We start from the raw sequence: 22867 nt of genomic DNA on the forward strand, positions 1-22867 counted from the left end.
GGGAGCGGGCTTGCCCCGCGATTGCGGGCTATCAGCCACATCGCATCGCGGGGCAAGCCCGCTCCCACAATGTACCGATAAGGTCAATCGATGCCCTCAGCTGTCAGTTCCCCTCAAGTGCGCTCATCTGTTCCTGATCAGGCCGGTCAACGCTTACCCCTGCATATGCGGGTGCCGGCACTGCTGCTGTGCGTGTCCGGTGCAGCGGCGCTGGTGTATCAGGTGTTGTGGGTCAAGCAACTGTCGCTGGTCGTCGGGGTTGAGGTGTATGCCATCACCGCCGGCATCAGCGCTTTTTTCGCCGGGCTGGCACTGGGTGGCCTGGTGTTCGGTCGCTGGGCCGATCGCCTGCGCCGTCCGGTCAGGCTGTATGCCGGCCTGGAGCTGGCCGTGGCGGTATTGGGTGTCTTGAGCACCCTGGCACTGGCCAATTCAGCTGGATTGTTCGCCCGCCTGGAAAGCCACGTCGGCTTGCTGGCCTGGCTGGTCCCTTTCATTCTCGTAGGCGCGCCAGCGTTCCTGATGGGCGGCACGCTTCCGGTTCTGGTAAGGGCATTGACCCCCGCCCAAGGCCAACTGGCCGAAGCCGGCGGGCGACTTTATGCGGCCAATACCGCAGGTGCCATTGGCGGCACGCTGCTGGCGGCCTTTGTGTTGCTGCCGCAATTCGGCGTCACTGGCAGCGCGCTGGTGGCCGCGTCACTGAACCTGCTGGCTGCAGCGGGTGCCTGGCTGGCACGTCGGCGCGATGAACAGCTCCCTTGCGAAACGCCGATCAGCATGGCGCCACGCTCGCCGGCGGCGCGTCTGGCGATTGCCTTGTACTGCGTGGCCGGTGGGGTAGCACTGGGTTACGAGGTGGTGTGGACCCAGTCGATCGTACAGTTCATGAGCACTCGCACATTTGCCTTCTCCGTGGTGCTGGCCACTTATCTGGCGGGGCTGGTGCTGGGCAGCGCGCTTTACGCGCGCCGTGCTGACCGGATTCGAGACCCCTGGGGCCTGTTCGGCCTGTTGATCGCGCTGGCCGGTTTGCTGGCACTGGTGCAGATCGCCGGTCTGGGCCGTTGGCTGATCATGGCCCAGACCGAGGTCGAAGCGCTGGTGCTACACCTTACCGGCAATGAGCTCGCCGGAATGTGCGCGCGCTTTGCCACAGCGGCGCTATGTGTGGTGTTCCTGCCCACTACCGTCCTCGGCGCCGCCTTCCCGTTGGCCTTGCGCTTAAGCGTGGACAGCACGCAGGTCGGCCGGGATGTCGGCGCGGTAGTCGCCTTGAACACCGTGGGCGGCATCATTGGCGTCATGCTCACCGGTTTCGTGCTGGTTCCCGGCATTGGCCTGGTGCGTACCTTGGTGGTGCTGGCGCTGGTCGCTGCCGCAGTCGGTTGCTGGGTGGTCTGGCGCGGCAAAGTACTGCACAGAGGGATGCGCGCAGCAATCCTCGGCGTGACGCTGGCGACTGTGGTGGTGGGGGTGTTGACGCCGCCGCAACGCCTGGCGGAGCTGCTGCCCGGTGCACGCAACGGTCGCATCACTTTTTATGAAGAGGGCCGGGGCGGCACCGTTGCCGTGGTAGCCCAGCCGCGTCAGGAGCGCAGCTTCAACCGCCTGTACATCCAGGGCGTATCCAACACGGGCGATGCCATGCCGTCGTTGCGCTACATGCGCTTGCAGGCACTGCTGCCACTGTTGATTCATCGCCAGGAACCGCGCTCGGCCATGGTGATCGGCTTCGGCACCGGGATTACCGCCGGGGCGATATTGCGCTATCAGGGCCTGCAGCGCCCGGTGGTGGCCGAACTGCTGCCTGAGGTGCTGGCGGCCGCGCCGTTGTTCAAGGGTAACTACAATGCCGTCAATGATCCGCGTCTGGACATCCGTCTGCGCGATGGCCGTCGTGAATTGCTGCGCAGTGCCGAGCGCTACGACCTGATCACCCTCGAACCGCCACCGCCTTCCGCCGCCGGGGTGGTGAATCTCTACTCGCAGGACTTCTATGAGCTGGCGGCGTCACGCCTGGAGGAGGGTGGCATAGTCGCGCAATGGCTGCCCTTGCCGACCCAGAACCTTGAAGACAGCCGTTCGCTGGTGCGCAGCTTTCTGAACGTGTTTCCCCATGCCTCGCTGTGGACCACGGAGTTCCATGAAATGCTCCTGATCGGCTCACCTGCGCCGCTGGAACTCGACGCGGCGCGGATCAGCCAGCGCTTTTCGCAACCTGAAGTGGCCGCTGCGCTGGCTGAGGTCGGGGTCGACTCGATGAGCGCCTTGCTGGCTACCTGGATCACCGACCGCCAGGGGCTTGAGCGTTTTGCCGGGGATGCCGAGGCGGTGACCGACAACCATCCACGGATCGAATACGCGCCCTGGGTACGCTCCAGGGAAATCACCCGGGTATTGCCGGAGTTGCTGGTGCTGCGCAGCGCGCCGCCGTTGGTCAATGCCGGCACGGCGTTACAGGCCTCTGTTGAGGACGAATGGCAGGTGTTGCGGGGCTTTTATGGGCTGACCCTGCTGGCCTACAACGGCAATCGCCAGGCCTGGGCGCGGGAGGTTCGGCAGTTGATGCAGACAGACGGGCGCAACCCGTATTTCCGCTGGTTTATCACGGGAGGGCAATGAAACTGCAGGGTTTTGCCGGCAATGTATGGAAGCAGGGAGATATTGGGGTAAAGTCAGCGCAGATGGAGCAATCGCATCACGCTGGAGTCAGAGATGGCGCGACATATACCAATAACAATTGCTACCGATCCATTGCAGACATCGCGCATGGCCCGCCTGAAACTTGTCAGTGAAGGCGCCTTGCCGCAGGGCATGCTACGCGAGGAAATTGATGCCTCGTGGCGGCGCAGCCTGGGCCATGGCCTGAGCTGCCTGGCCTCCGATGAGGTCGAGCTGGGCGTACGTCAGCGCTTGCAGGAGCTGCTCGACGGTAACCGTCTGCTGATCGACGCCGCTACACCGGAAATGGAATACCTGGTTGCCCGCCAAGGCAACAGCGGGATGATCATTCTCGGCGATGCGCAGGCCAACATCCTGGCCATCGGTGGCCAGACGACCGAGCTCAACCAGGCCGGCCTGCGCGACTTGCATCCAGGCAGTTGCTGGAGCGAGTCGAGCCGTGGCACCAACGCCATCGGTACGGCTGTGGTCGAGGGCCGCCCGACCCTGATCAACTGCGGCGAGCATTACCTGGACCGACTCAGCCCGTTTTCCTGCACCTCGGTGCCGCTGCGCGATCCTCAGGGGCATGTGATCGGCGTTCTCGACCTGACCCGCGAAGGCATCATGGCCCAGCCTCAGGACAACCTCTCCACACTGATCATGGCGGCCAGCAATATCGAGAGCCGGATGTTCGGCCTGTGCTATCCCGATCAGCTGGTGCTGTCATTTCACAACCGTGCGCAATACCTTGGCAGTGCCTGGCACGGCCTGCTGGCGCTGAGCCTTGACGGCGAGGTGCTGGCGGCGAACGAGCGCGCCTGTGAACTGCTCCAGCTGGCGCGTCCGGCGCTGCTTGGCAGGCGTTGCAGTGAGCTGATGGGCGAACGCACATCAGCCTTCCTCACCCGCCTGTGGAGCGACCGGGTGAACAGCGTGCAGACCGCCAAGGGCGAGTTTTTCTTCCGCGCGGTACACCTACCGCAGCGTGCCGCCATGAGTACGCCGCGAGCCCTTGGCAAGGCGATCCCCGCGCCTAAACCTGCGCAACCGGAAAGCCTGGCCGGCAGCGATGCACGCCTGGCCCGGGCCCTGCGCATGGCTTGCCGGGGCCTGAACAATGATCTGCCGGTGCTGTTGCTGGGCGAGACCGGTACCGGCAAGGAGGTCGTGGCGCGCGCCTTGCACCAGTCCAGCCCGCGTGCCGACAAACCCTTTGTCGCGGTCAACTGCGCCGCCATCCCGGAAGGTCTGATCGAGTCCGAGCTGTTCGGCTATCGCGAAGGCGCCTTCACTGGCTCGCGCCGTGGCGGTATGGTCGGCCGGCTGATGCAGGCTCACGGCGGCACCCTGTTTCTCGACGAAATCGGCGACATGCCGCTGGCCCTGCAGGCGCGCCTGCTCAGGGTGCTGCAGGAGCGCCGGGTCGCGCCGCTTGGCGGCGGCGACGAGCAGGACATCGACGTGGCGGTGATCTGTGCCACCCACCGCGATTTGAAACGCCTGGTACTCGACCAGCACTTTCGTGAAGACCTCTACTACCGCATCAACGGCGTAAGCGTGCAGTTGCCGGCGTTGCGCGACCGTGACGACCTGAGCGAGGTCATCGACAGCCTGCTGGGCAAGTTCGGCGCCGAAGGTGTCGGCCTGGACAAGGGCCTGCGCGAGTTGCTCGGCAACTTCGACTGGCCGGGCAACATCCGTCAGCTGGAAATGGTCCTGCGCTCGGCGCTGGCCATGCGCGAGCCAGGTGAGCAGGTGCTGAGCCTGGAGCACCTGACCGACTGCCTGCTCGATGAACTGACTGCCAGTACGCAGCAAACCGGCAGCATTCGTGAGAACGAGGTGGAGTTGATCCGCGGCGCCTTGGCGCGCCATCAGGGCAATGTCTCGGCAGCGGCCGATGCCCTGGGTATCAGCCGTGCCACGCTGTACCGAAAACTCAAGCAACTGCGCGGATGAGGGGCTGTTGATGGGTGGTATTTTTCTCAGGCTGATCAACAGCTCCGACCCGCAGCTGATGCGCCACGCGCTGGCCTGGTTGTACGGCTTCGTGCGCCCGCACCGGCGAGCGATCGCCGTGTTGCTCGGGCTGTCCCTGGCGGCTTCGCTGCTGGTGCTGGTGCAACCCTGGCTGGTCAAAACCCTGATCGACCAAGGCCTGCTGGCCAAGGACTTCCAGGTGCTCTGGCAGGTGGCGCTGGTCATGATCGCCGTCGGGGTTGTCGGCATGCTGCTGGCGGGCATCAACCGCTACCTGCATACACGCTTGTCAGGACGCATTCTGTTTGCCCTGCGCGATGACCTGTATCGCCACTTGCAGCAGCTGTCGCCGGCGTTCTACGGGCGTAAGCGTATCGGTGACATTCTTTCGCGGCTCGATGGCGATGTTGCCGAGATCCAGCGCTTTGCAGTGGACTCGCTGTTCGCGGCGGTTTCCAGTGTGATTGGCCTGATCGGCGCGGTGACCCTGATGCTCATGCTGTCCTGGCAACTGTCGTTGTTGCTGGCGTTGCTGATTCCCATCGAAGTGCTCTGGTTGCGCTGGATGCGCCGCAAGGTTGAACGTGAGGTGCGCAGCTTGCGCGAGCGTTCTGCCGATGTATCGTCGTTTCTGGTCGAGACCCTGCCGGCAATGAAATTCATCCAGGCGGCCGGGCAGCAGCGCCGTGAATCCGAACGCCTGGAGCACCTGGGGCAGGGCTACATGAGCCAGTTGCTGCGGGTGCAGGTCACTGAGTTCTTCACCCAGGCGGTGCCGGGTACGCTGACCTCGCTGTGTCGCGCCTGCGCTTTTCTGGTCGGCGGCTACTGGGTGATTCAGGGTACCTGGCAACTGGGCGCACTGATCGCGTTCTCCACCTACCTGGGCATGGCGGTCGGGCCGGTACAGAGCCTGCTCGGCCTGTACGTGGCGGTGCAGCGCATGGCTGTGAGTCTCGGGCGGGTGATGGAATTGCAGCAGGAGCCGGTTGGCGTGCACCAGGCGACAGCGCCGCTGCCCATGCCGCAAGGGCCTGGGGAGTTGCGCCTGGAGTCTGTGCATTTCGCTCATGAGCAGCGTCTGGGCAGGGTGCTGGGTGGCGTCGATATCTGCATACCGGCAGGGGTGAAGGTGGCGATCAGCGGCGCGTCAGGTGTTGGCAAGTCGACCCTGATCGATCTGCTACAGCGCTTTTATGACCCTGAGCAGGGGCGCATCCTGCTCGATGGCGCCGACCTGCGTGACCTGGATCTGCTGGCCCTACGCAAGTCCATAGCCGTGGTCAGCCAGGACATCGTACTGTTTCGCGGCACCCTGGCGCAGAACCTGGCCTACAGTGTGCCCGAGGCCAGCCGCGAGGCGCTTGAACAGGTGGTGCGCCTGACTCGCCTGGAATCACTGGTCGAGGCCTTGCCGCTTGGTCTGGACGGTCAATTGGGCGAACGTGGCCAGCAACTGTCTGGCGGGCAGAAACAGCGCATCGCCATAGCCCGCGCCTTGCTTCAGGATCCACGGGTGCTGGTGCTCGACGAAGCGACATCGGCGGTGGACGAGGCAACCGAGCGCGAAGTGATCGCCGCCATCGACCAGCTGTTCGCCGGGCGCACGCGAATTCTCATCAGCCACCGCACCAGTACCCTGGCCGACGCCGACCTGCACCTGCACCTTGAAGACGGCCGCTTGCAAGCGGTCTGGCAGGAGCCACTGCGCCATGGCCGATGAACTGTGCGTGGGGGTGATCGATAGCGGCTGTTCTGTGCAGCAGACCCGCTATCTGACCGGCGGGCGGCGCTTCTGGCTGGAGCAGGGAACGCTGGGCGAAGGCGAGTTGCAGGCCGATGCCCTCGGCCATGGCAGTGCGGTGCTTGAACGCCTGCTGGCGCAGACCGATGGGCTGTCGGTAAAGGTGGCCCAGGTGTTCGACAGCCGGGGGGCGACCTCGGTATTGCAAGTCAGTGCGGCGTTGCTGTGGCTGGTGGAGCAAGGCGTGAGCCTGGTCAATCTGAGCCTGGGCCTGGCGCAGGATCGAACGGTTCTGCGCCAGGCCTGCGCCGTAGCAGTGGAAGCTGGTGTGCTGCTCTGTGCGTCCAGCCCCGCGCGCGGAGGGCCGGTGTATCCGGCCAGCTATCCGGGCGTGCTGCGCATCACTGGCGATGCCCGCTGTGCAGCGGGGCAGTGGTCGTGGCTGGACACCGCGCAGGCAGACTTTGGCGCGGCGGTCGGCGAGGGCGCAGGATCTGCCGGTGCGAGCCTGGCCTGTGCAGCCCTGAGCGGGCAGATTGCGGCCTATCTACACCAGCATCGGCGGGCGACACGCGAGCAGGTGCTGGCGTACCTGCGCGAAAATGCCGCCTTCTTCGGCCCTGAGCGCCGTGGAGGCGGGCATGCCTGAACCGCGCATTCTGATCCTCGGCGCCGGCCCTGCCGGTGCGGCCACCGCCATCGGCCTGCGGCGCCTGGGCTATGCGGTCACGGTGGTGTCCGAGTGGCGTCGTTTCGCGGCCGTTGAAGGGGTTTCGCAGCGGGTACTTGAGGGCTTGCGTCACGCAGGTCTGGGTAGTGCCCTGCACGAAGTCGTCACACCCGCGACGCGGCAAGTGCGCTGGAATGGCCAGCATCTGCAGCTCAATCAAGAGTATCTGCTCGACCGGCAAGCCTTCGACCGGGCCCTGCGCGATGATCTGCAGCGGGCCGGGGTGAGCTTGGTCGAGGGCCGGGTACGCGAGGTGCTGGGCGAGGATGGCCATCAGGTGCGTCTTGACGATGGGCAAACGCTTGAAGCCGAGTTTCTGGTGGAAGCCCGTGGCCGCCAGGCGCCGCTGGCGGCCGACCGCTTGCGTGGCCCGGAGACGGTCAGCCTGCTCAATCTGTGGCAGGGCGAGCCTGGCAATCCGGCTTCGGCCGTGGAGAGCCTCGACGATGGCTGGGCGTGGATGGCTCGTTTGGCCGATGGCCGCTGCTACTGGCAGATCACCCAGAATGCCGAAGGCCTGCCGGGCAAGGCCGCACTGGCCGAGTACTGCGCCGAACGCCGGCGCCGCTCGGAGCTGGTAGCCGAGCTGTTCGATGCGCAGGCCCTGGCGCCGGCAATCGTCCATGCCCGCAGCAGCACCGCCATCCTGGCGGGTGAGTGTGCAGGCGAGGATTGGCTGCGGGTGGGCGATGCGGCGATGGCGGTTGACCCGTTGTCGGGGAACGGGATTTTCCAGTCGCTGTCCTCAGCGTTACAGGCGCCGGCGGTAATCAACACGCTTGTGCGCTGCCCGCAGCGGGCGGCTCTGGCGCGGCGTTTTCATCAGCAACGGATCGAGCAGCTGTTCCTGCGCTTCGCGCGGATCGGGCGGGACTTTTATGCTCAGGAGCAGGCGCGGGCAGCTGGCCTGTTCTGGGCGCGCAGGCGGCAGTGGCCGGATGCGCAGCCGATACATGGCGCCTCCGATTGGGAGGCGGTGCGTGTTGAACGGCGACCGGTGTTGCGCGAAGGGCTGGTCGAGGAAGCCGAAGTCGTGGTGACGGCGGATCAACCGTTGGGCGTGTGGCATTTGCAGGGGATCGAGCTGGCGCCGGTGGTGCGGGGTGTTCAAGACGGGCTTGAACTGGCGCAAGTATTAAGCGATCGCTCGGTGGAGCAGCAGATGATGGTGCGGCGCTGGCTGGCCGAGCAGGGGTATGGCTGAGTACCTGGTGGGAGCGGGCTTGTCCCGCGATGCGATGTGACTGACATACCGCAATCGCGGGGCAAGCCCGCTCCCACCCGGGGGGCGCTTCAGAGTTTGATCAGCACCGATTTCAGTTCGGTGTAGTGCTCGATGGCGGCAGCCCCCATTTCCCGGCCGACACCAGACAGTTTGTAGCCACCGAACGGCAGCGCCGGGTCCAGCGCGCTGTGACAGTTGACCCACACCGAACCAGACTTGATCCGCGGGATCATCCGGTGCACCGCCGCCAGGTCGTTGGACCAGATGCTCGCGCCCAGGCCATAAGGATTGTCGTTCGCCAGACGCACCACTTCATCTATGTCGTCAAAGGGCATGGCGACCAGTACCGGGCCGAAGATTTCTTCCTGCACCAGACGATGACGCTGGTCGACGTCAACGATCACCGTCGGTTTGACGAAATAACCCGGACCAAAACTTTCGCCGCCGCAAGCGATAGTGGCACCCAGTTCGCGGCCAAGGTTGATGTAGCCGGTCACCCGGTCCTGCTGCCTGGCGGAGATCAGCGGGCCCATCTGCACCTGCGGATCAAGGCCGTTGCCGAGTTTCATGCCATTGGCAATCGAGGCGATGTCGGCCACTACATTGTCGAAATGCTTGCGGTGCACATAGAGGCGCGAACCTGCGCAGCACACCTGGCCCTGGTTGAAGAAAATCGCCGTTGCGGCGCCCGCGGCGGCCTCCTGCAGGTTGGCGTCGGGCATGACGATGGTCGGCGACTTGCCGCCCAGCTCCAGGGTCACGCGGGTCATGTTTTCCATGGCCGCCTTGCCGATCTGCTTACCGACTTCGGTGGAGCCGGTGAAGGTCAGTTTGTCCACGCCGGGGTGGCGGGTGAGAGCGGCACCGGCATTCAGCCCGGTGCCGGTGATTACGTTGAATACGCCATCCGGATAGCCGGCTTCCTGCACCAGTTCGGCCAGCTTCAAGGCGGTCAGCGGGGTTTCGTCGGCAGGCTTGAGCACCATGGTGCAGCCGGTGGCCAGCGCCGGCCCGAGCTTCCAGCAGGCCAGCAGCAGCGGAAAGTTCCAGGCGACGATGGCACCGACTACGCCGATCGCTTCGCGGCGGATGAAACCGTGGAACTGATCGTCAGGCATCAACGGCAGCGAAGGCTCCACCGTAGTGCCTTCAATCTTGGTGGCCCAGCCAGCCATGTAGCGCAGAAAGTCGATGGCCAGTTGCACGTCCATGACTTTGGCCACCGTAGCGCTCTTGCCGTTGTTCAAGCACTCGAGTTCGGCCAGCTCCTGCGCGTCACGCTCCATCAGTTCGGCCAGTCGCCACAGCAGGTTCTGCCGCTCACGGGGACGCATGCGGCTCCAGGCCGAGTCATCGAAGGCAGCACGCGCTGCCTTGACGGCGCGGTCGACATCGTCACCGTCAGCGCAGGGTACTTCGCCCAGCACTTCGCCGGTGGCCGGGTTGCGAAAGCTCATGGTCTTGCCACTCTGCGCGTCCTGCCAGTCGGCGCCGATGCGCATCTTCAGTTTGCGGTCGAGAAAAGCCTGGGTACGGGGGAGGATCGGCAGGGTCGACAGCATGGGGCGGCGCCTCTTGTCATTGGATGTGCAGGGCGCTTTCGCAACCACCATGCCAAACATGAGATCCGTCATCAACGTATTGATATTGCTTGTCTTTTTACCCGCCTACAGAAAACTGTAGACGAATTACGGTGTAGCACTTTGAGACAGTATGAGACACCCCTGCAACAGTTCGACCCACTGCGATTCGTCCTTGAAGGTGTTTAACACATTGAAAATAAACGCTTTGCCTGGATTGGCACAGTTCCTGTATTGGTCATTCGCAGAAGCACCTACGGCACCCAGCGTGCAATAACGATAAGAACAATACCGTGGAGGTCTGACCTTGAGAACGACTCGACTCCGGCGACATACCAGCAGCCTGGCGCTGATCGCCGCCGCCTTGCTATGCACCCAGGTCCAGGCCAAAGAGCCCGGCGCCGACCTGCTGCAGAGCAAGTGCATGGGCTGTCACACAGCCGAAGGCAACGACAGCTACAGCCGCATCAGTCACCAGCGCAAAACCCCCGAAGGCTGGTTGATGAGCATCGGCCGCATGCAGGTCATGCATGGTCTGCAGATCAGTGATGATGACCGCCGCACCCTGGTCAAGTACCTGGCCGACAAGCAAGGCCTGGCACCCAGCGAAACCGAAGGTGTGCGGTATGCCATGGAGCGCCGCCTGAACACGGTTGAGCAGTTTGACGAGAAGCTCAGCCAGACCTGCGGCCGTTGCCACTCCGGCGCCCGGGTCGCCCTGCAGCGGCGTCCGGCCAAGGAATGGGAACACCTGGTCAACTTCCACCTTGGCCAATGGCCGTCACTCGAGTACCAGGCCCTGTCACGGGATCGCGACTGGTTAGAGATTGCCCTGAACGAAATGGTGCCAGAGCTGGCCAAGCGCTTCCCGCTGGACAACCCGGCCTGGACCGACTGGCAGAAAACGCGGCCCAAGCCCGAGGTGCTGGTGGGGCGCTGGGCCTTTAGTGGCCATATGCTGAGCAAGGGTGACGTGCGTGGCGAGATGACCCTCGGCAGCGCTCAGGGCGATGGTACCTTCAAGGTCGAAGTCAACGGCCGCTATGCCGACGGCACGCCGTTCCAGGGCAGCGGCTCGGCCATTCTCTACAACGGCTTCGAATGGCGCGGTAACGTCAGGATTGGCGATACCACGATGCGTCAGGTATTTGCCGCACTCGATGGCGAGATGAAAGGGCGCATGTTCGAGGCCGAGCATGACGAACGCGGCTTGGATTTCACCGCGGTGAAGGAGGGCAAGGCCCGTTTGCTGGCCGTACAGCCTTCGTTCATCAAGGCGGGCAGCGAGGCTGAGCTGACACTGGTTGGCAGCGGCTTGTCTGGCAAGCCGGACCTTGGCCCGGGTATCGAAGTGACCCAAGTGCTGGAATCAAGCGCCAACCAGGTACGGGTCAAGGTGCGGGCTGCGGCCGATGCGGCGCCTGGCGCGCGTGAAGTCAGCCAGGGCGGATTGAAAGGGCCGAGCCTGGTGGTCTACGACAAAGTCGAGGAAGTGAAAGTGGTGCCGGCGTTCTCCATCGCCCGCATCGGTGAGAACGGCGGCAGTACGCCGAAGGTACAAGGACGCTTCGAGGCCGAGGCCTGGGGCAAAGATGCCAAGGGCCAGCCGCTGCGTATTGGCTATCTACCGGCGCAGTGGTCGGTCGAGCCATATAACGAAAAGGCCAAGGAGGACGAAGACGTCAAGTTCGCCGGGCAGATGCTCGAGAACGGCATCTTCATGCCCGGCGGTGCCGGCCCTAACCCCGAGCGACGGATGATGACCAACAACGCGGGCAATCTGAAAGTGATCGCCCAGCTGGAGGACGGCGGACAGAAAGGCGAAGGCCACCTGATCGTCACCGTGCAACGCTGGAACAATCCACCGCTGCCGTGATCGGCCGTTGACCCTACGGGCACTGCGCTGCCCGGATTCCAACGTTGATCACAATGCACATCGGGAGGTCGCCATGGGCGCACTTTTGAATCTGGTCGAACGCAATCTGCATGAAGTGCAGGTGGATGCCGACCGCATGCTGTTCCATATCCCCAGCAGTTCGCTGTTTGCCACCGACGCAGTAACAGGCGGAATCATCGACACCTTGCGCGAGCAAGGCTGTTCATCTGAAGAGTTGCAGCAGCGCTTGCAATCACGCTTCAGCGGTGAGGACATCATCGACACCTTGCGCGAGCTGATTGCCCTGGAAGTGGTCAGCGACGGCTCGCCGCTGACCCCGGAAATCGGCCTGAAGCGGGTCGAGCATACGGCGATCAATACCGTGGTGTTGAACGTCAATACCGGCTGCAACCTGAGCTGCACCTACTGCTACAAGGAAGACCTGGACAAGCCCTCGGCGGGCAAGAAAATGGACGTGGAAACGGCCATCGCTTCGGTGGAGATGCTGCTCAAGGAGTCCCCGGACGAAGAGCGTTTCACCGTGGTGTTTTTTGGCGGCGAACCACTGAGCAATCGCAAGCTGATCGAGTACATGGTCGACTATTGCGAGAAGCGCTTTGCCGAGGCCGGCAAGCTTGTCGAGTTCGTGATGACCACCAACGCCACGCTGCTCACCGAAGAGACCGTGGACTACCTCAATGCCCACCGCTTTGGCCTGTCGGTGAGCATCGACGGCCCCAAGACCGTACATGACCGTAACCGCATCACCGTCGGCGGCCAGGGCACCTACGACGTGGTGCGGCGCAAGGCCCAGATGCTGCTGTCGCGTTACAACAGCCGTCCGGTGGGCGCACGGGTGACCTTGACCACCGGTGTCACCGATGTCGAAACCATCTGGGATCACCTGTTCAACGAACTGGGATTTGCCGAAGTCGGTTTCGCCCCAGTGACCTCCGGTGACATCAGCAGCTTCAACCTCACCAGCGATGAACTGGTGCAGGTGTTCGCCAACATGAAGGCCCTTGGCCGGCGTTACCTGGAAGCCGCACTGGAACACCGCAATATCGGCTTCTCCAACCTCCATCAGCTGATCACCGACATCCATGAAGGGCACAAGAAAGCCCTGCCGTGCGGCGCCGGCTTGAAGATGCTGGCGGTCGATCACAAGGGCGAGCTGAACCTGTGCCATCGCTTCACCGGCTCCAGCCTGCCGACCTTCGGCAACGTGCACAGCGGAGTGAAGCAGGTGGAGTTGAACGACTTCCTGTCCCAGCGCCTGGACCGTAGCGGCACCGGCTGCGACAGCTGCCGTATCCGCAATCTGTGTTCCGGCGGCTGCTACCACGAGAGCTATGCCCGCTACGGCGATCCTACTCATCCGACCTACCACTACTGCGAGTTGATGCGCGACTGGATTGACTTCGGCATCGAGGTTTACAGCCGCATCATGGCCGCCAATCCGGCCTTCATCAGCCGCTACATCACTCCGCGGAAGGCGCATTGATATGAAACATCTCAAGCCGCTGAACAACAAAGCGCAAATTCTTGAGCAAGCGGTCGCCCAGGACCGGGTCGAGGAAGTCGTGGCCATGAGTGCGGTCGCCGGTTGCACCGCCACCACCGACCCGGGCTGGGAAGTGGATGCCTTTGGTGGTGTCAGCTCGCTGTGCCAGCCAATGGAAGCCGACCTCTACGGCTGCTCGGACCCTTGCTGGTGGCCAGCCCAGGTGCCCGACATGATGAGCACCTACCAGGACTGGAACGCCCAGGCCAGCAACTCCCAAGACGATTGGCGCAACCTCGGCACTGTGTTTCCAAAAGACAAGTGACCGGCCAACAAGAACAACAAGGGGAAACCGCATGAAACCTGGAGTTTTCGCCAAGCTGGCGTTCACCGTCGCCGCCTGTGCCAGCACCTTCGCAGCCTGGGCCGCCGACAGCAGCGGGCCCGCACTGAAGGCGGGTCACGAGTACATGATCGCCACCAACTACCCGAACAACCTGCACGTGGTCGACCTGGCCAGCGATGAGCTCTACAAGAGCTGCAAGCTGCCGGACGCCTTTGGCCCCGGCACGGCGATGATGGCGCCGGACAACCGCACCGCGTACTTGCTCAACAACCATTTCGGTGACCTCTACGGCATTGACCTGGACACCTGCAAGACGGTGTTCCACGCCAACTTGTCGAACACCCCGGGCGAGGTGGCGCGCTCGATGTTTTCCTTCGCCATCAGCCCGGATGGCAAGGAGGTCTACGCCACGGTCAATCCGACCCAGCGCCTGAACGACCACTACGTGGTCAAACCGCCGCGCCTGGAGGTATTCCGTACCGCAGACGGGTTGGCCGCCAAGCCGGTGCGCAGCTTTCCCATGCCGCGCCAGGTCTTCCTGATGCGCGCAGCGGATGACGGCAGCCTGTTTGTCGCTGGCCCTGACATTTACAAGATGGATGTGAACACCGGCAAATATGAGGTCGCGCTGCCACTGCGCAACTGGCAGCGTCCGGGTTTCAGCGCCCCGGACGTGCTGTACTTCTGGCCACACCAGACCGCACAGCATGACTTCACCATGCTCTACACCGTGTCGCGCTTCCAGGACGACAAGCAGGACCCGGCCACGGCTGAACCGATGTATGGCTACCTGAGCATCGATCTCAAGAGCGGTAAAAGCAGCTACCAGGAGTTCGCTTCGCTGACCGAGCTGTACTTCACCGGCCTGCGTTCACCAAAGGACCCGAACCAGATGTATGGGGTGCTCAACCGCCTGGCGCGCTATGACATCAAGGAACGCAAGCTGATCAAGGCCGCCAACCTCGACCACACTTACTACTGTGTGGCCTTCAACAAGCAAGGCAGCAAGCTCTACCTTGCCGGGACGTTCAACGATATCGCGGTGTTCGATCCGCAGAGCCTGGAGAAGGTCAAGAACATCAAGCTGCCCGGTGGCGACATGTCGATCACCACCACCCAGGTGTTCGTCAGGTAGGCAAGGCCGCCGCGCTGCCGGGCAGCGCGGCGTTAAACCCCGGAATAACAAGAACAAGAGAACACCATGAACGCGTTGAGCCAAACCCAAGGGCGGCAGGACACCAAGCTGCTGCAAATGTGTATCGGGGACGCCTTCGACCTCAGCGTGTCGCGCTTTGCCGAGCGCGAAGCGCTGGTGGTCCGCCACCAGGGGCTGCGCTACAGTTGGCGGACCCTGGCGGATGCGGTCGAGCGCCAGGCTCGCGCGCTGATGGCCCTGGGGCTTGAACGCGGTGACCGCCTGGGTATCTGGGCGCCCAACTGCGCGCAGTGGTGCATCACCCAGTTTGCCAGTGCAAAAATCGGCGCCATCCTCGTCAACATCAACCCGGCCTACCGCAGTAACGAACTGGCTTACGCATTGAGCCAGTCGGGCTGCCGCTGGATCGTCTGTGCCGATGCCTTCAAAACCTCCGACTACCACGCCATGCTGCTGGAGCTGGTACCTGAGCTGGCCGCGAGCGCGCCTGGGGAACTGGCCAGCGAGCGTTTTCCTGAGCTGCGTGGAGTGGTCAGTCTGGCTGACCACCCGCCGCTGGGCTTTCTCGCCTGGCAGGCGCTGCAGGCGCGAGCCGAGGAGGTCAGCGCTGCGGCGCTGGCGGCGCGCCAGGCCAGCCTGCACTACGCCGAGCCGATCAATATCCAGTACACCTCAGGCACCACCGGCTTTCCCAAAGGCGCGACCCTCAGCCATTACAACATCCTCAACAACGGCTACATGGTCGGTGAGAGCCTCGGCCTGACCGAGCACGACCGCCTGGTGGTACCGGTGCCGCTCTACCATTGTTTTGGCATGGTCATGGCCAACCTTGGCTGCCTGACCCACGGCTCGACGTTGATTTACCCCGGCGACGCCTTCGATCCCCTGACCACCCTGCGTGCGGTGGCCGAGGAGCGGGCAACGGCGCTGTATGGGGTGCCGACCATGTTCATTGCCGAGCTTGACCATCCGCAGCGCGACACCTTCGACCTCTCGAGCCTGCGCACCGGCATCATGGCCGGCGCCAACTGTCCCATCGAAGTGATGCGCCGGGTAATCGATGAAATGCACATGAGCGAGGTGCAGATCGCCTACGGCATGACCGAGACCAGCCCGGTTTCATTGCAGACAGCCCCTGACGATGACCTCGAACTGCGCGTGACCACCGTTGGCCGCACCCAGCCGCACCTGCAAAGCAAAATCATCGACAGCGCCGGGCAGTGTGTACCACGTGGCGAAATCGGTGAGCTGTGCACGCGAGGCTACAGCGTTATGCTCGGTTACTGGAACAATCCGGCGGCCAGCGCCCAAAGCATTGACGAGGAGGGCTGGATGCACACCGGGGACCTGGCGTCGATGGATGAACAGGGCTATGTGCGCATTGTCGGACGCAGCAAGGACATGATCATTCGCGGCGGAGAGAATATCTATCCGCGCGAACTGGAGGAATTCTTCGCAAGCCATCCGGCGGTAGCCGAGGTACAGGTGATCGGCATTCCGTGCGCGCGATACGGCGAGGAGATTGTCGCCTGGATCCGCCTGCACCCTGGCCAGAGCCCGGGTGAAGAGCAATTGCGCGACTGGGCCAGGGCACGCATCGCGCACTTCAAGGTGCCGCGGTATTTTCGCTTCGTGGAGCAATTTCCGATGACTGTCACCGGCAAGGTCCAGAAGTTTCGTATGCGCGAGATCAGCATGCAGGAGCTGCACCTGTAGGCCCCGCAGGTTTCAGCGAAAGCCGCAAGTATCCATAGGTATTGAATGCGGGACCGCCGGTCGGTGGTTCTTCCTTAAAAATGAACGATCGGACAATACAGCTCTCTTATTTTCCAGCAGGCCGGTCCTCAGTGATCACGCCGTGCACTCCCTCGTAAAAAATGGACGTTCATCCTCATCTGCATCGTATGGAATGCACGTGGGGATTTTTTTTACCTGAAGCCTGGAGAAACGCTATGCCCTCATCAATGACTCGCTGGGCGAGTCGCTGCATTCTTGAAATACCGGTTTACTGATTCAGTTTGTTCAAGTGAGTTTGATCCTGTAGTTGCGATCAGGTCGTTCGTACGCCTGTTGCAAGGTCATCTGGCACTAACGTATTAAGTGGAGAAGTCGTCGTGGAGATCAATACAATTATTAGCCTGTTCGGGCAGAAAGAATCCATGGAGCTTTTGCGGTTGGCGGTTGTTTATGTCCATCTGATAGCCTGTTGCGTCGCCATCGGCCTGGTGTTTGCCAGCGATGCTGCGATGGTCAAGGGCTTATTGAAAGGTCATGTATCGACGGGCCACGATAACGATCATATGACGAGTCTGCAGAAGTCTGTTGCCAGTGCGTTGATATTCTTGTGGATTAGCGGCGTCGCACTGATAGGTATTGATTACCTGGAAAAAGGTATTAACTATTTTGCCAATCCGAAACTTCAAGCCAAAGTCATTATTGTCTTGTTGCTGACGTTCAACGGCATGTTGTTGCATCGCTATATATTGCCTGCATTGCTGAAAGCCGGATCGCTACTTGATTTGCAGATCGGTGTACGAATGTTTGCCCTGTTCTCCGGAGCACTGTCCGGCGTGTCCTGGCTGTATGCCGCGATGCTGGGTGTCGGTCGGCCGCTGGCCTGGAAGTATTCGCTCAGCGAGTTGCTGATGGCGCATCCGGTGTTGATCGTGCTCGGATTTGCGTCGATGGTGGCATTGACCCAATGGGCACGGAACCGTAGCAGGACGCTGCCGGCTCAGGAGAGTCCATGGCTGCTGGCGGGAATTCATACACGCTAAGCTGATGCTCGCGAACCCTAATCGGCAATGAGATGGGCTTGCGCATCGGCCTGGCGGTAAGACTGGCCGGTGCGCAAACGCCATTGGGTCAACTCATCGGCGTTTTCCGCCACCTGTAGCTGGTGCTCTTCACGGGTAATGGGCTTGCCGGTATTGGCATCCGTCAACGCCAGCGCCACGGGTTTGCCGGTGCTTTGGTCTATCAGCGCAACCTTGTCTGAACCGCTGGTGTGGCGAGCGCCCCAACTCATCAGCGTGAGGATTACCGGTCGCAAGTCCCGGCCTGCTTCGGTGAGGTGGTACTCATGGCGTGGCGGGTTGTCCTGGTAAGGGCGGCGTTCAAGCAAACCGTCTGCCACATCAGCAGGCTCCAGCCGTCACCAATGCACTCAAGGGCATGAGCGATCGGGCACGGCATGGGTTGAAAGCTGGCTCTTTTCATCGGGGCTCACCTGATCGCTGTCGATGGAGAGTGCGATCATACTATCGCGCCGTTAATTTCATAATGAAAGTAACATGTGCGAAGCATCACTCGAAGGTGCCCCACGTACCGAATCGCGGGCCAGGCCCGCGATGACCCTGACAGCGGGATTCTAGTAGTTGAAGGTGTAACGCAGAATCAGCCGGTTCTCGTTGGCACTGTCGGCATACGTGGAGCGGTTGGTGGAGTTGCGCCACTGCACTGCCAGTCCCTTCACCGGCCCGCCCTGGACCACATAAGTGATGTCGGTCATGCGTTCCCATTCCTCGCCCGATTCACCGGTGGCCCGAAGCCCTGCGGCTTGTGCGGTTTTGACCATCGTCGGATCGACGTCTTCACCCTTGGCGTATTTGACCCCCAAGGTCAGCCCGGGAACGCCCACCGCGGTGAAGTCGAAGTCGTAGCGGGCGTACCAGACGCGCTCATTGGCGGCGGTGAAGGTACTTACCAGCGATTCAGCGAAAATGTAGGTATCGGTGCCGTTGACGAATGCAAACGGCGTATCGCCCCAGGCTTTCTGGTAGCCGCCGCCAAGGGTATGACCCTTGAGGCTGTAGGCCAGGTAACTGGTGAGGGTGCGGTTGTCGACTTCACCCACGCCCTTGTCACCGGTCTCGTTGGCATCGAACAGGCGTACATCGGCGATCACCGCGCCGGTCGACAACGGCTGGTTCAATTTCATACCGAAAAAGTTGTTACGGTACAGGTCCTCAAGCTCGGCCACGTGATAGCTCAGGGTCAGCGTCGGCAGTGCTTTGTAGTCGAATGCCAGGTAGGAGTAGTGATCGGCCTCCACCGGGGCATAGCCGGTGGCGGTCAGCGATTCGAAGTCGGTGGAGTTGCGTTGCTTGACCGCATTTACCCGCAGCGCCGAGAAAGTCAGGGGCGCAAAGTCGTTGGAGACCAGGAGCCCACCGCGAAACACCTGCGGCAGCAGGCGGCTGTTATTGCTTGCAAGCAGGGGCATGACCGGGTTGATACCGCCGATGCGCAGTTCGCTTTTCGCCAGGCGGGCCTTGGCGGTCAGCGTCATCTTGCTGTAGGCGTCTTCAACATTGCGCTCCGAGTCGTAGGCCAGCAGGCCCGAGCCGGTACGATCGGGGCTTGAGTCGAGCTTTACCCCGAGCAGGCCGAGGGCATCGACACCAAAGCCGACCGTGCCTTCGGTAAAGCCCGACTGCAGGTTGAGGATGAAACCCTGACCCCATTCGTCGCGTTTGTTCTGGCGTGCGTCGTCGTTGCGAAAGTCGCGGTTGTAATAGAAGTTGCGCAGTTCAAGGCTTGCCTTGGCATCCTTGACAAAGTCCGCCATTACCATCGGGGCTTGAGCGGCGACAGCGGTGGCGAGCAGCAGCTTCACTGGGTGTTTCGACATTACAGGCACCTTTTATTTTTGTTGTTGTGATCAGGGATGAAAGGTTGCGAACGCACTGACCGGCTCCCGACCGGTCACCAAGGTGTTTTCGATGCTGGCAGGGTCCGCGTAACCGAGGCTCATGCCACACACCAGCATCTGTTCAGGCGCAATCCCCAATTGCTCCGAGATGAGGGTGTGGTACTTGAGGAATGAGGCTTGCGGGCAGGTATGCAGGCCGCGGCCGCGCGCAGCGACCATCACGCTTTGCAGGAACATGCCGTAATCGAGCAGGCTGCCCTCACCAAGGCTGCGGTCGATGGTGAACAGCAAGCCCACCGGCGCGTCGAAGAACCGATAGTTGCGACCGTGCTGTGCATGCATGCGCGGCCTGTCGTTCTTGTCGATCCCCAGCAACCCGTAGAGCGCCCAGCCCACTGCCCGTCGGCGTTCGAGGTAGGGCGCCTTCCATTGGTGCGGATAGTAGGCGTACGGGTCTGCATGGTTTGCTGCTGACGCGGGATCGTTGTCGATGCGGGTGATGGCGCGCGACAGACGCGCCTTCACTTCGCCGGTCAGCACATGCACATGCCAAGGCTGCATGTTCACCCCGGTGGCACTGAAGCGTGCGACATCGAGGATGGCCTCAATGTCCTCCTGCGCCACCGGTGTGGGAAGAAATGCCCTGATACTGCGTCGCGTGGTGATGGCCCAGTCAACTGCGTGGCTCACAAGCTGCGCGGAAGCTGGCGGTGGCGATAATCGGTTCATGTTCGTTCCTGCTGGCAGCGTCTGGCGTCAAGGCATGGGTTCAGCGCGAAAGCGCGAGGGCCTTCTTCTCTTGGGTCGATTGCGCCCGGGACTGGTTGATCAGGGTGACCGCCAGGGCACCGATCAGGCCGGCCAGGCTGATGGCCATGAAGTTTTGCTGCAGCGGCAGGCTCAACGAGACCAGCCAGCCAATCAGTACCGGGGCGACAATGGCGCCGATGCGCCCCACGCCGGAGGCAAAGCCGACGCCGGTGGAACGGATCTCGGACGGATAGAAGTCACCGGCATAGGCGTAGGCCAGCAGTTGTGTGCCCAGGGTCGAGGCGCCGACCAGGAACACCACCGCGAACAGTGCCGTGGTATCGCGGGTGTAACCGAGGAGGGTGAGGGCGATGGCACCGGTGATGTAGAAGCACACCAGCACATGCTTGATGCTCAGTTTGTCGCTCAGCCAGCCGCCGACCATGGCCCCGGCAATCGAACCGAGGTTGAACACGATGACGAAATTGAGCGCCGAGCCGAGGCTGAAACCGGCCATTGCCATGAGTTTGGTGAGCCAGGAGTTGAGGGCATAAACCATGAACAGACCGGTCATGAACGCGGTCCAGATCATTACTGTGCTGAACCCGCGCCCTTGCTTGAACAGGTCGCGAACCGGGGTTGCCTGAGTGTTCTGCACGGCAGCATTGCCAGTAACCACCAGCGTATCGGCAACCGCACGTCCTGGCTCGATCTTGCCGACGATCTCACGCAATTCGTCCTGACGGCCGTTCCTGAGCAAGTAGCCAATGGATTGCGGCATGCTCTTGAGAATGAACGGAATCAGCAGTACCGGCAGCCCGGCGACATAGAACACCCACTGCCAGCCATAGCTCTCGATCAGTTGCTTGGCGGTCAACGCCACGAGGATGCCGCCCACCGAGTAACCGGCAAACACCAGGGTGATCAGGCGGGTGCGCAACTTCAGTGGCGAGTACTCGCCCATCTGCGCGGTACATACCGGCAGTACGCCGCCGATACCGAGACCGGCAATGAAGCGGGCAATGCTGAAACTGACCGGGTCGTCGGCCAGGCCCGCCACCGCCGTGAAAATGCTGAACAGCGCCACACAAATGGCGATCATGCGCGGACGACCGATACGGTCAGCCAGCGTGCCCAGGAAGATCGCGCCCAGCATCGTACCCAGCAGGGCCGAGCCGGCCATGATCCCGGCGCTGGTAGGGTCGACGTTCATGTCTTGCATGATCGCGGGCAGTGCCGCGCCCACCACGGCCAGGTCATAGCCGTCGATGATCAGGATGAGCATGCACCAGAAGAGGATGCGCCCATGGAAACGATTGAACTTCGAATCCCCCACTAGCGCGTAGATGTTCACCGATTGCATAGCGTGTCTCCTTCGCTGTTGTTTTTGTTTGTGAAGTGCACAGTCGTATGTCAGCAAGCTGGCCAGGGCAGGTGAGGGCCACAGCGCAACCTGTGGCGAATCCTAGGGCCGATTGGCGGTGCGGCACATGCCCGTGGGCGTCGATGTGTTTGACCGATCTGGGCACATTGACGCGGGCAGGGGGCAAGCGGCAGAGAAGGAGAAGGGGATCAGCTTGCCGATTGAGTCAGAGACTGGTTGGACGCATCAGTACTCGAACGGCGATACGCGCCGGGGCTTACGCCGGTCCATTTCTTGAAAGCGCGGTGAAACGCGCTGGTTTCCTGAAAGCCTGCCTGGGCGGCAACCTCGCAGACGGTCAGGTCCGACTGACCGAGAAAGTTGATGGCCATGTCACGCCTGAGGTTGTCCTTGAGTCCCTGGTAACTGATGCCCTCAGCTTGCAAGCGCCGCTGCAGGGTGGAGCTGGACATGCTCAACTGATTGGCCACTTCATCCAGCGCCGGCCAGTTTTCCGGCGTATGGTTGCGCAGCCGCTGCCTGATCTGGGCACTTAAACTGGCGTCGTTGCGGTACTTGACCAACAGACTTGCCGGCGAGTCTCTAAGGAAAGTGGCCAGGCTCTCGGGCGTCTGGGCTACCTTGAGGTTCAAAAAGCACGCGTCAAAGCAGACCCTGGTCACCGGGGCGGCAAACTCGATGTGCTCACAGAAGCGCATGCGGTAGTCGCTGTCATCATCCGGACGCGGTGAGCGGAAGCTCAGGGCCTGCAACGGAATTCTGCGGTTGCCGAGCCAGCACAGCAGCCCATGCACCAGAATCAGCCAGGTGCCATAGCTGAACAGCCTGCGCTGCACGCCATGGTCGTGGATGATGATCGACGCCGTGTCGCCGTCCAGGTGCAGCTCACCGTAGAGGTCATCGAGCCCCAGGCGCAGGAACGCCAGAATTCGCCGCAGCGCCTGTTCCAGCGACTCACAACCGATGGTTGCGTGGCACATGAGCCGAAAGCTGCCGCGGCGTAGCGGGTGGCTGTCGATTGCGAAGAACTCATCGTCGAGCATGTCCGACAGGGCTACCCACAGCCGTGAAAACGCCGAGGCGCACACGCGAGCATTCGCGGAGCTGAGCAGTTGCGGGTCGATGTGCGCCTGCTGCAGCGGAAGGGATATGTCCAGGCCGCGCTGGGTTGCGCCGTAAAGGGCTTCTCGCACCAGGCTGATGGAGGTGGTTCCTTTATAGGCTGCGAGCATCTGGTCATCTCCATCCGGTGGTAGAACCTGGAAGGAAAC

17 protein-coding genes are annotated in these 22867 nt (G+C 62.2%); 11 read left to right on the top strand and 6 right to left on the bottom strand.

Translation table 11 applies throughout. The annotated features are described in order from the left end of the window. The first annotated feature begins 90 nt into the window (after positions 1 to 90). The 5 genes from PSAKL28_RS12460 (at position 91) to qhpG (ending at position 8325) form a co-directional block, all read left to right on the top strand. A complete protein-coding gene (locus PSAKL28_RS12460) occupies positions 91 to 2625 on the top strand; it encodes a fused MFS/spermidine synthase (protein WP_038610686.1) in 2535 nt (844 codons plus the stop codon). Between the two features lie 93 nt (positions 2626 to 2718). Then, on the top strand, positions 2719 to 4626 hold the full coding sequence (locus PSAKL28_RS12465; RefSeq protein WP_038610689.1) for a sigma-54-dependent Fis family transcriptional regulator: 1908 nt from the start codon (positions 2719 to 2721) through the stop codon (positions 4624 to 4626). 10 nt (positions 4627 to 4636) lie between these two features. Then, positions 4637 to 6370, top strand: a complete 1734-nt coding sequence (locus PSAKL28_RS12470; protein ID WP_038610692.1) for an ABC transporter ATP-binding protein — start codon at positions 4637 to 4639, stop codon at positions 6368 to 6370. Beyond that, entirely contained in the window at positions 6360 to 7040 is a 681-nt protein-coding gene (qhpE, locus tag PSAKL28_RS12475; RefSeq protein WP_038610694.1) for a subtilisin-like serine protease QhpE, read from the top strand. Before PSAKL28_RS12470 ends, qhpE begins: the two co-directional genes overlap by 11 nt. Further along, positions 7033 to 8325 (top strand): flavin-dependent monooxygenase QhpG, encoded by a 1293-nt coding sequence (gene qhpG / locus PSAKL28_RS12480; protein WP_038610697.1) that lies wholly within the window; start codon positions 7033 to 7035, stop codon positions 8323 to 8325. Before qhpE ends, qhpG begins: the two co-directional genes overlap by 8 nt. Before the next feature lie 89 nt (positions 8326 to 8414). Here the strand turns inward: qhpG and PSAKL28_RS12485 are convergent, their stop codons facing one another. Next, a complete protein-coding gene (locus PSAKL28_RS12485) occupies positions 8415 to 9908 on the bottom strand; it encodes an aldehyde dehydrogenase family protein (RefSeq protein WP_038610700.1) in 1494 nt (497 codons plus the stop codon). 325 nt (positions 9909 to 10233) lie between these two features. On the opposite strand from PSAKL28_RS12485, the gene peaA reads away from it, so the two are divergent. The 6 genes from peaA to PSAKL28_RS12515 all read left to right on the top strand — a co-directional run bounded on the left by peaA (position 10234) and on the right by PSAKL28_RS12515 (position 17585). Next, a complete protein-coding gene (gene peaA / locus PSAKL28_RS12490) occupies positions 10234 to 11802 on the top strand; it encodes a quinohemoprotein amine dehydrogenase subunit alpha (RefSeq protein ID WP_038610703.1) in 1569 nt (522 codons plus the stop codon). Positions 11803 to 11875: 73 nt separating this feature from the next. Then, positions 11876 to 13306: a quinohemoprotein amine dehydrogenase maturation protein gene (gene peaB, locus PSAKL28_RS12495; protein ID WP_038610706.1), complete on the top strand. Its 1431-nt coding sequence runs from the start codon at positions 11876 to 11878 to the stop codon at positions 13304 to 13306. Between the two features lies 1 nt (position 13307). After that, complete coding sequence (gene qhpC, locus PSAKL28_RS12500; protein ID WP_038610709.1) at positions 13308 to 13631, top strand: quinohemoprotein amine dehydrogenase subunit gamma; 324 nt, start codon at positions 13308 to 13310, stop codon at positions 13629 to 13631. A gap of 31 nt (positions 13632 to 13662) precedes the next feature. Further along, complete coding sequence (peaD, locus tag PSAKL28_RS12505) at positions 13663 to 14787, top strand: quinohemoprotein amine dehydrogenase subunit beta (protein ID WP_038610712.1); 1125 nt, start codon at positions 13663 to 13665, stop codon at positions 14785 to 14787. A gap of 66 nt (positions 14788 to 14853) precedes the next feature. Further along, on the top strand, positions 14854 to 16524 hold the full coding sequence (locus PSAKL28_RS12510; protein WP_038610715.1) for an AMP-binding protein: 1671 nt from the start codon (positions 14854 to 14856) through the stop codon (positions 16522 to 16524). Between the two features lie 443 nt (positions 16525 to 16967). Continuing rightward, on the top strand, positions 16968 to 17585 hold the full coding sequence (locus PSAKL28_RS12515; RefSeq protein WP_038616580.1) for a hypothetical protein: 618 nt from the start codon (positions 16968 to 16970) through the stop codon (positions 17583 to 17585). 17 nt (positions 17586 to 17602) lie between these two features. Here the strand turns inward: PSAKL28_RS12515 and PSAKL28_RS12520 are convergent, their stop codons facing one another. From PSAKL28_RS12520 to PSAKL28_RS12540, 5 genes are all read right to left on the bottom strand, one after another. Continuing rightward, on the bottom strand, positions 17603 to 17944 hold the full coding sequence (locus PSAKL28_RS12520; RefSeq protein WP_257011886.1) for a winged helix-turn-helix transcriptional regulator: 342 nt from the start codon (positions 17942 to 17944) through the stop codon (positions 17603 to 17605). A 234-nt stretch (positions 17945 to 18178) separates the two neighbouring features. Beyond that, positions 18179 to 19441 (bottom strand): OprD family porin, encoded by a 1263-nt coding sequence (locus PSAKL28_RS12525; RefSeq protein WP_038610718.1) that lies wholly within the window; start codon positions 19439 to 19441, stop codon positions 18179 to 18181. A 30-nt stretch (positions 19442 to 19471) separates the two neighbouring features. Further along, on the bottom strand, positions 19472 to 20191 hold the full coding sequence (locus PSAKL28_RS12530; RefSeq protein ID WP_038610721.1) for a nitroreductase: 720 nt from the start codon (positions 20189 to 20191) through the stop codon (positions 19472 to 19474). Positions 20192 to 20231: 40 nt separating this feature from the next. Next, positions 20232 to 21575, bottom strand: coding sequence for an MFS transporter (locus PSAKL28_RS12535; protein ID WP_038610723.1), 1344 nt, complete (start codon positions 21573 to 21575; stop codon positions 20232 to 20234). Between the two features lie 209 nt (positions 21576 to 21784). After that, positions 21785 to 22828, bottom strand: a complete 1044-nt coding sequence (locus tag PSAKL28_RS12540; protein WP_038610726.1) for an AraC family transcriptional regulator — start codon at positions 22826 to 22828, stop codon at positions 21785 to 21787. Positions 22829 to 22867 lie beyond the last annotated feature (39 nt).

The sequence above is a fragment of the Pseudomonas alkylphenolica genome (assembly GCF_000746525.1).
GTDB lineage: Bacteria > Pseudomonadota > Gammaproteobacteria > Pseudomonadales > Pseudomonadaceae > Aquipseudomonas > Aquipseudomonas alkylphenolica.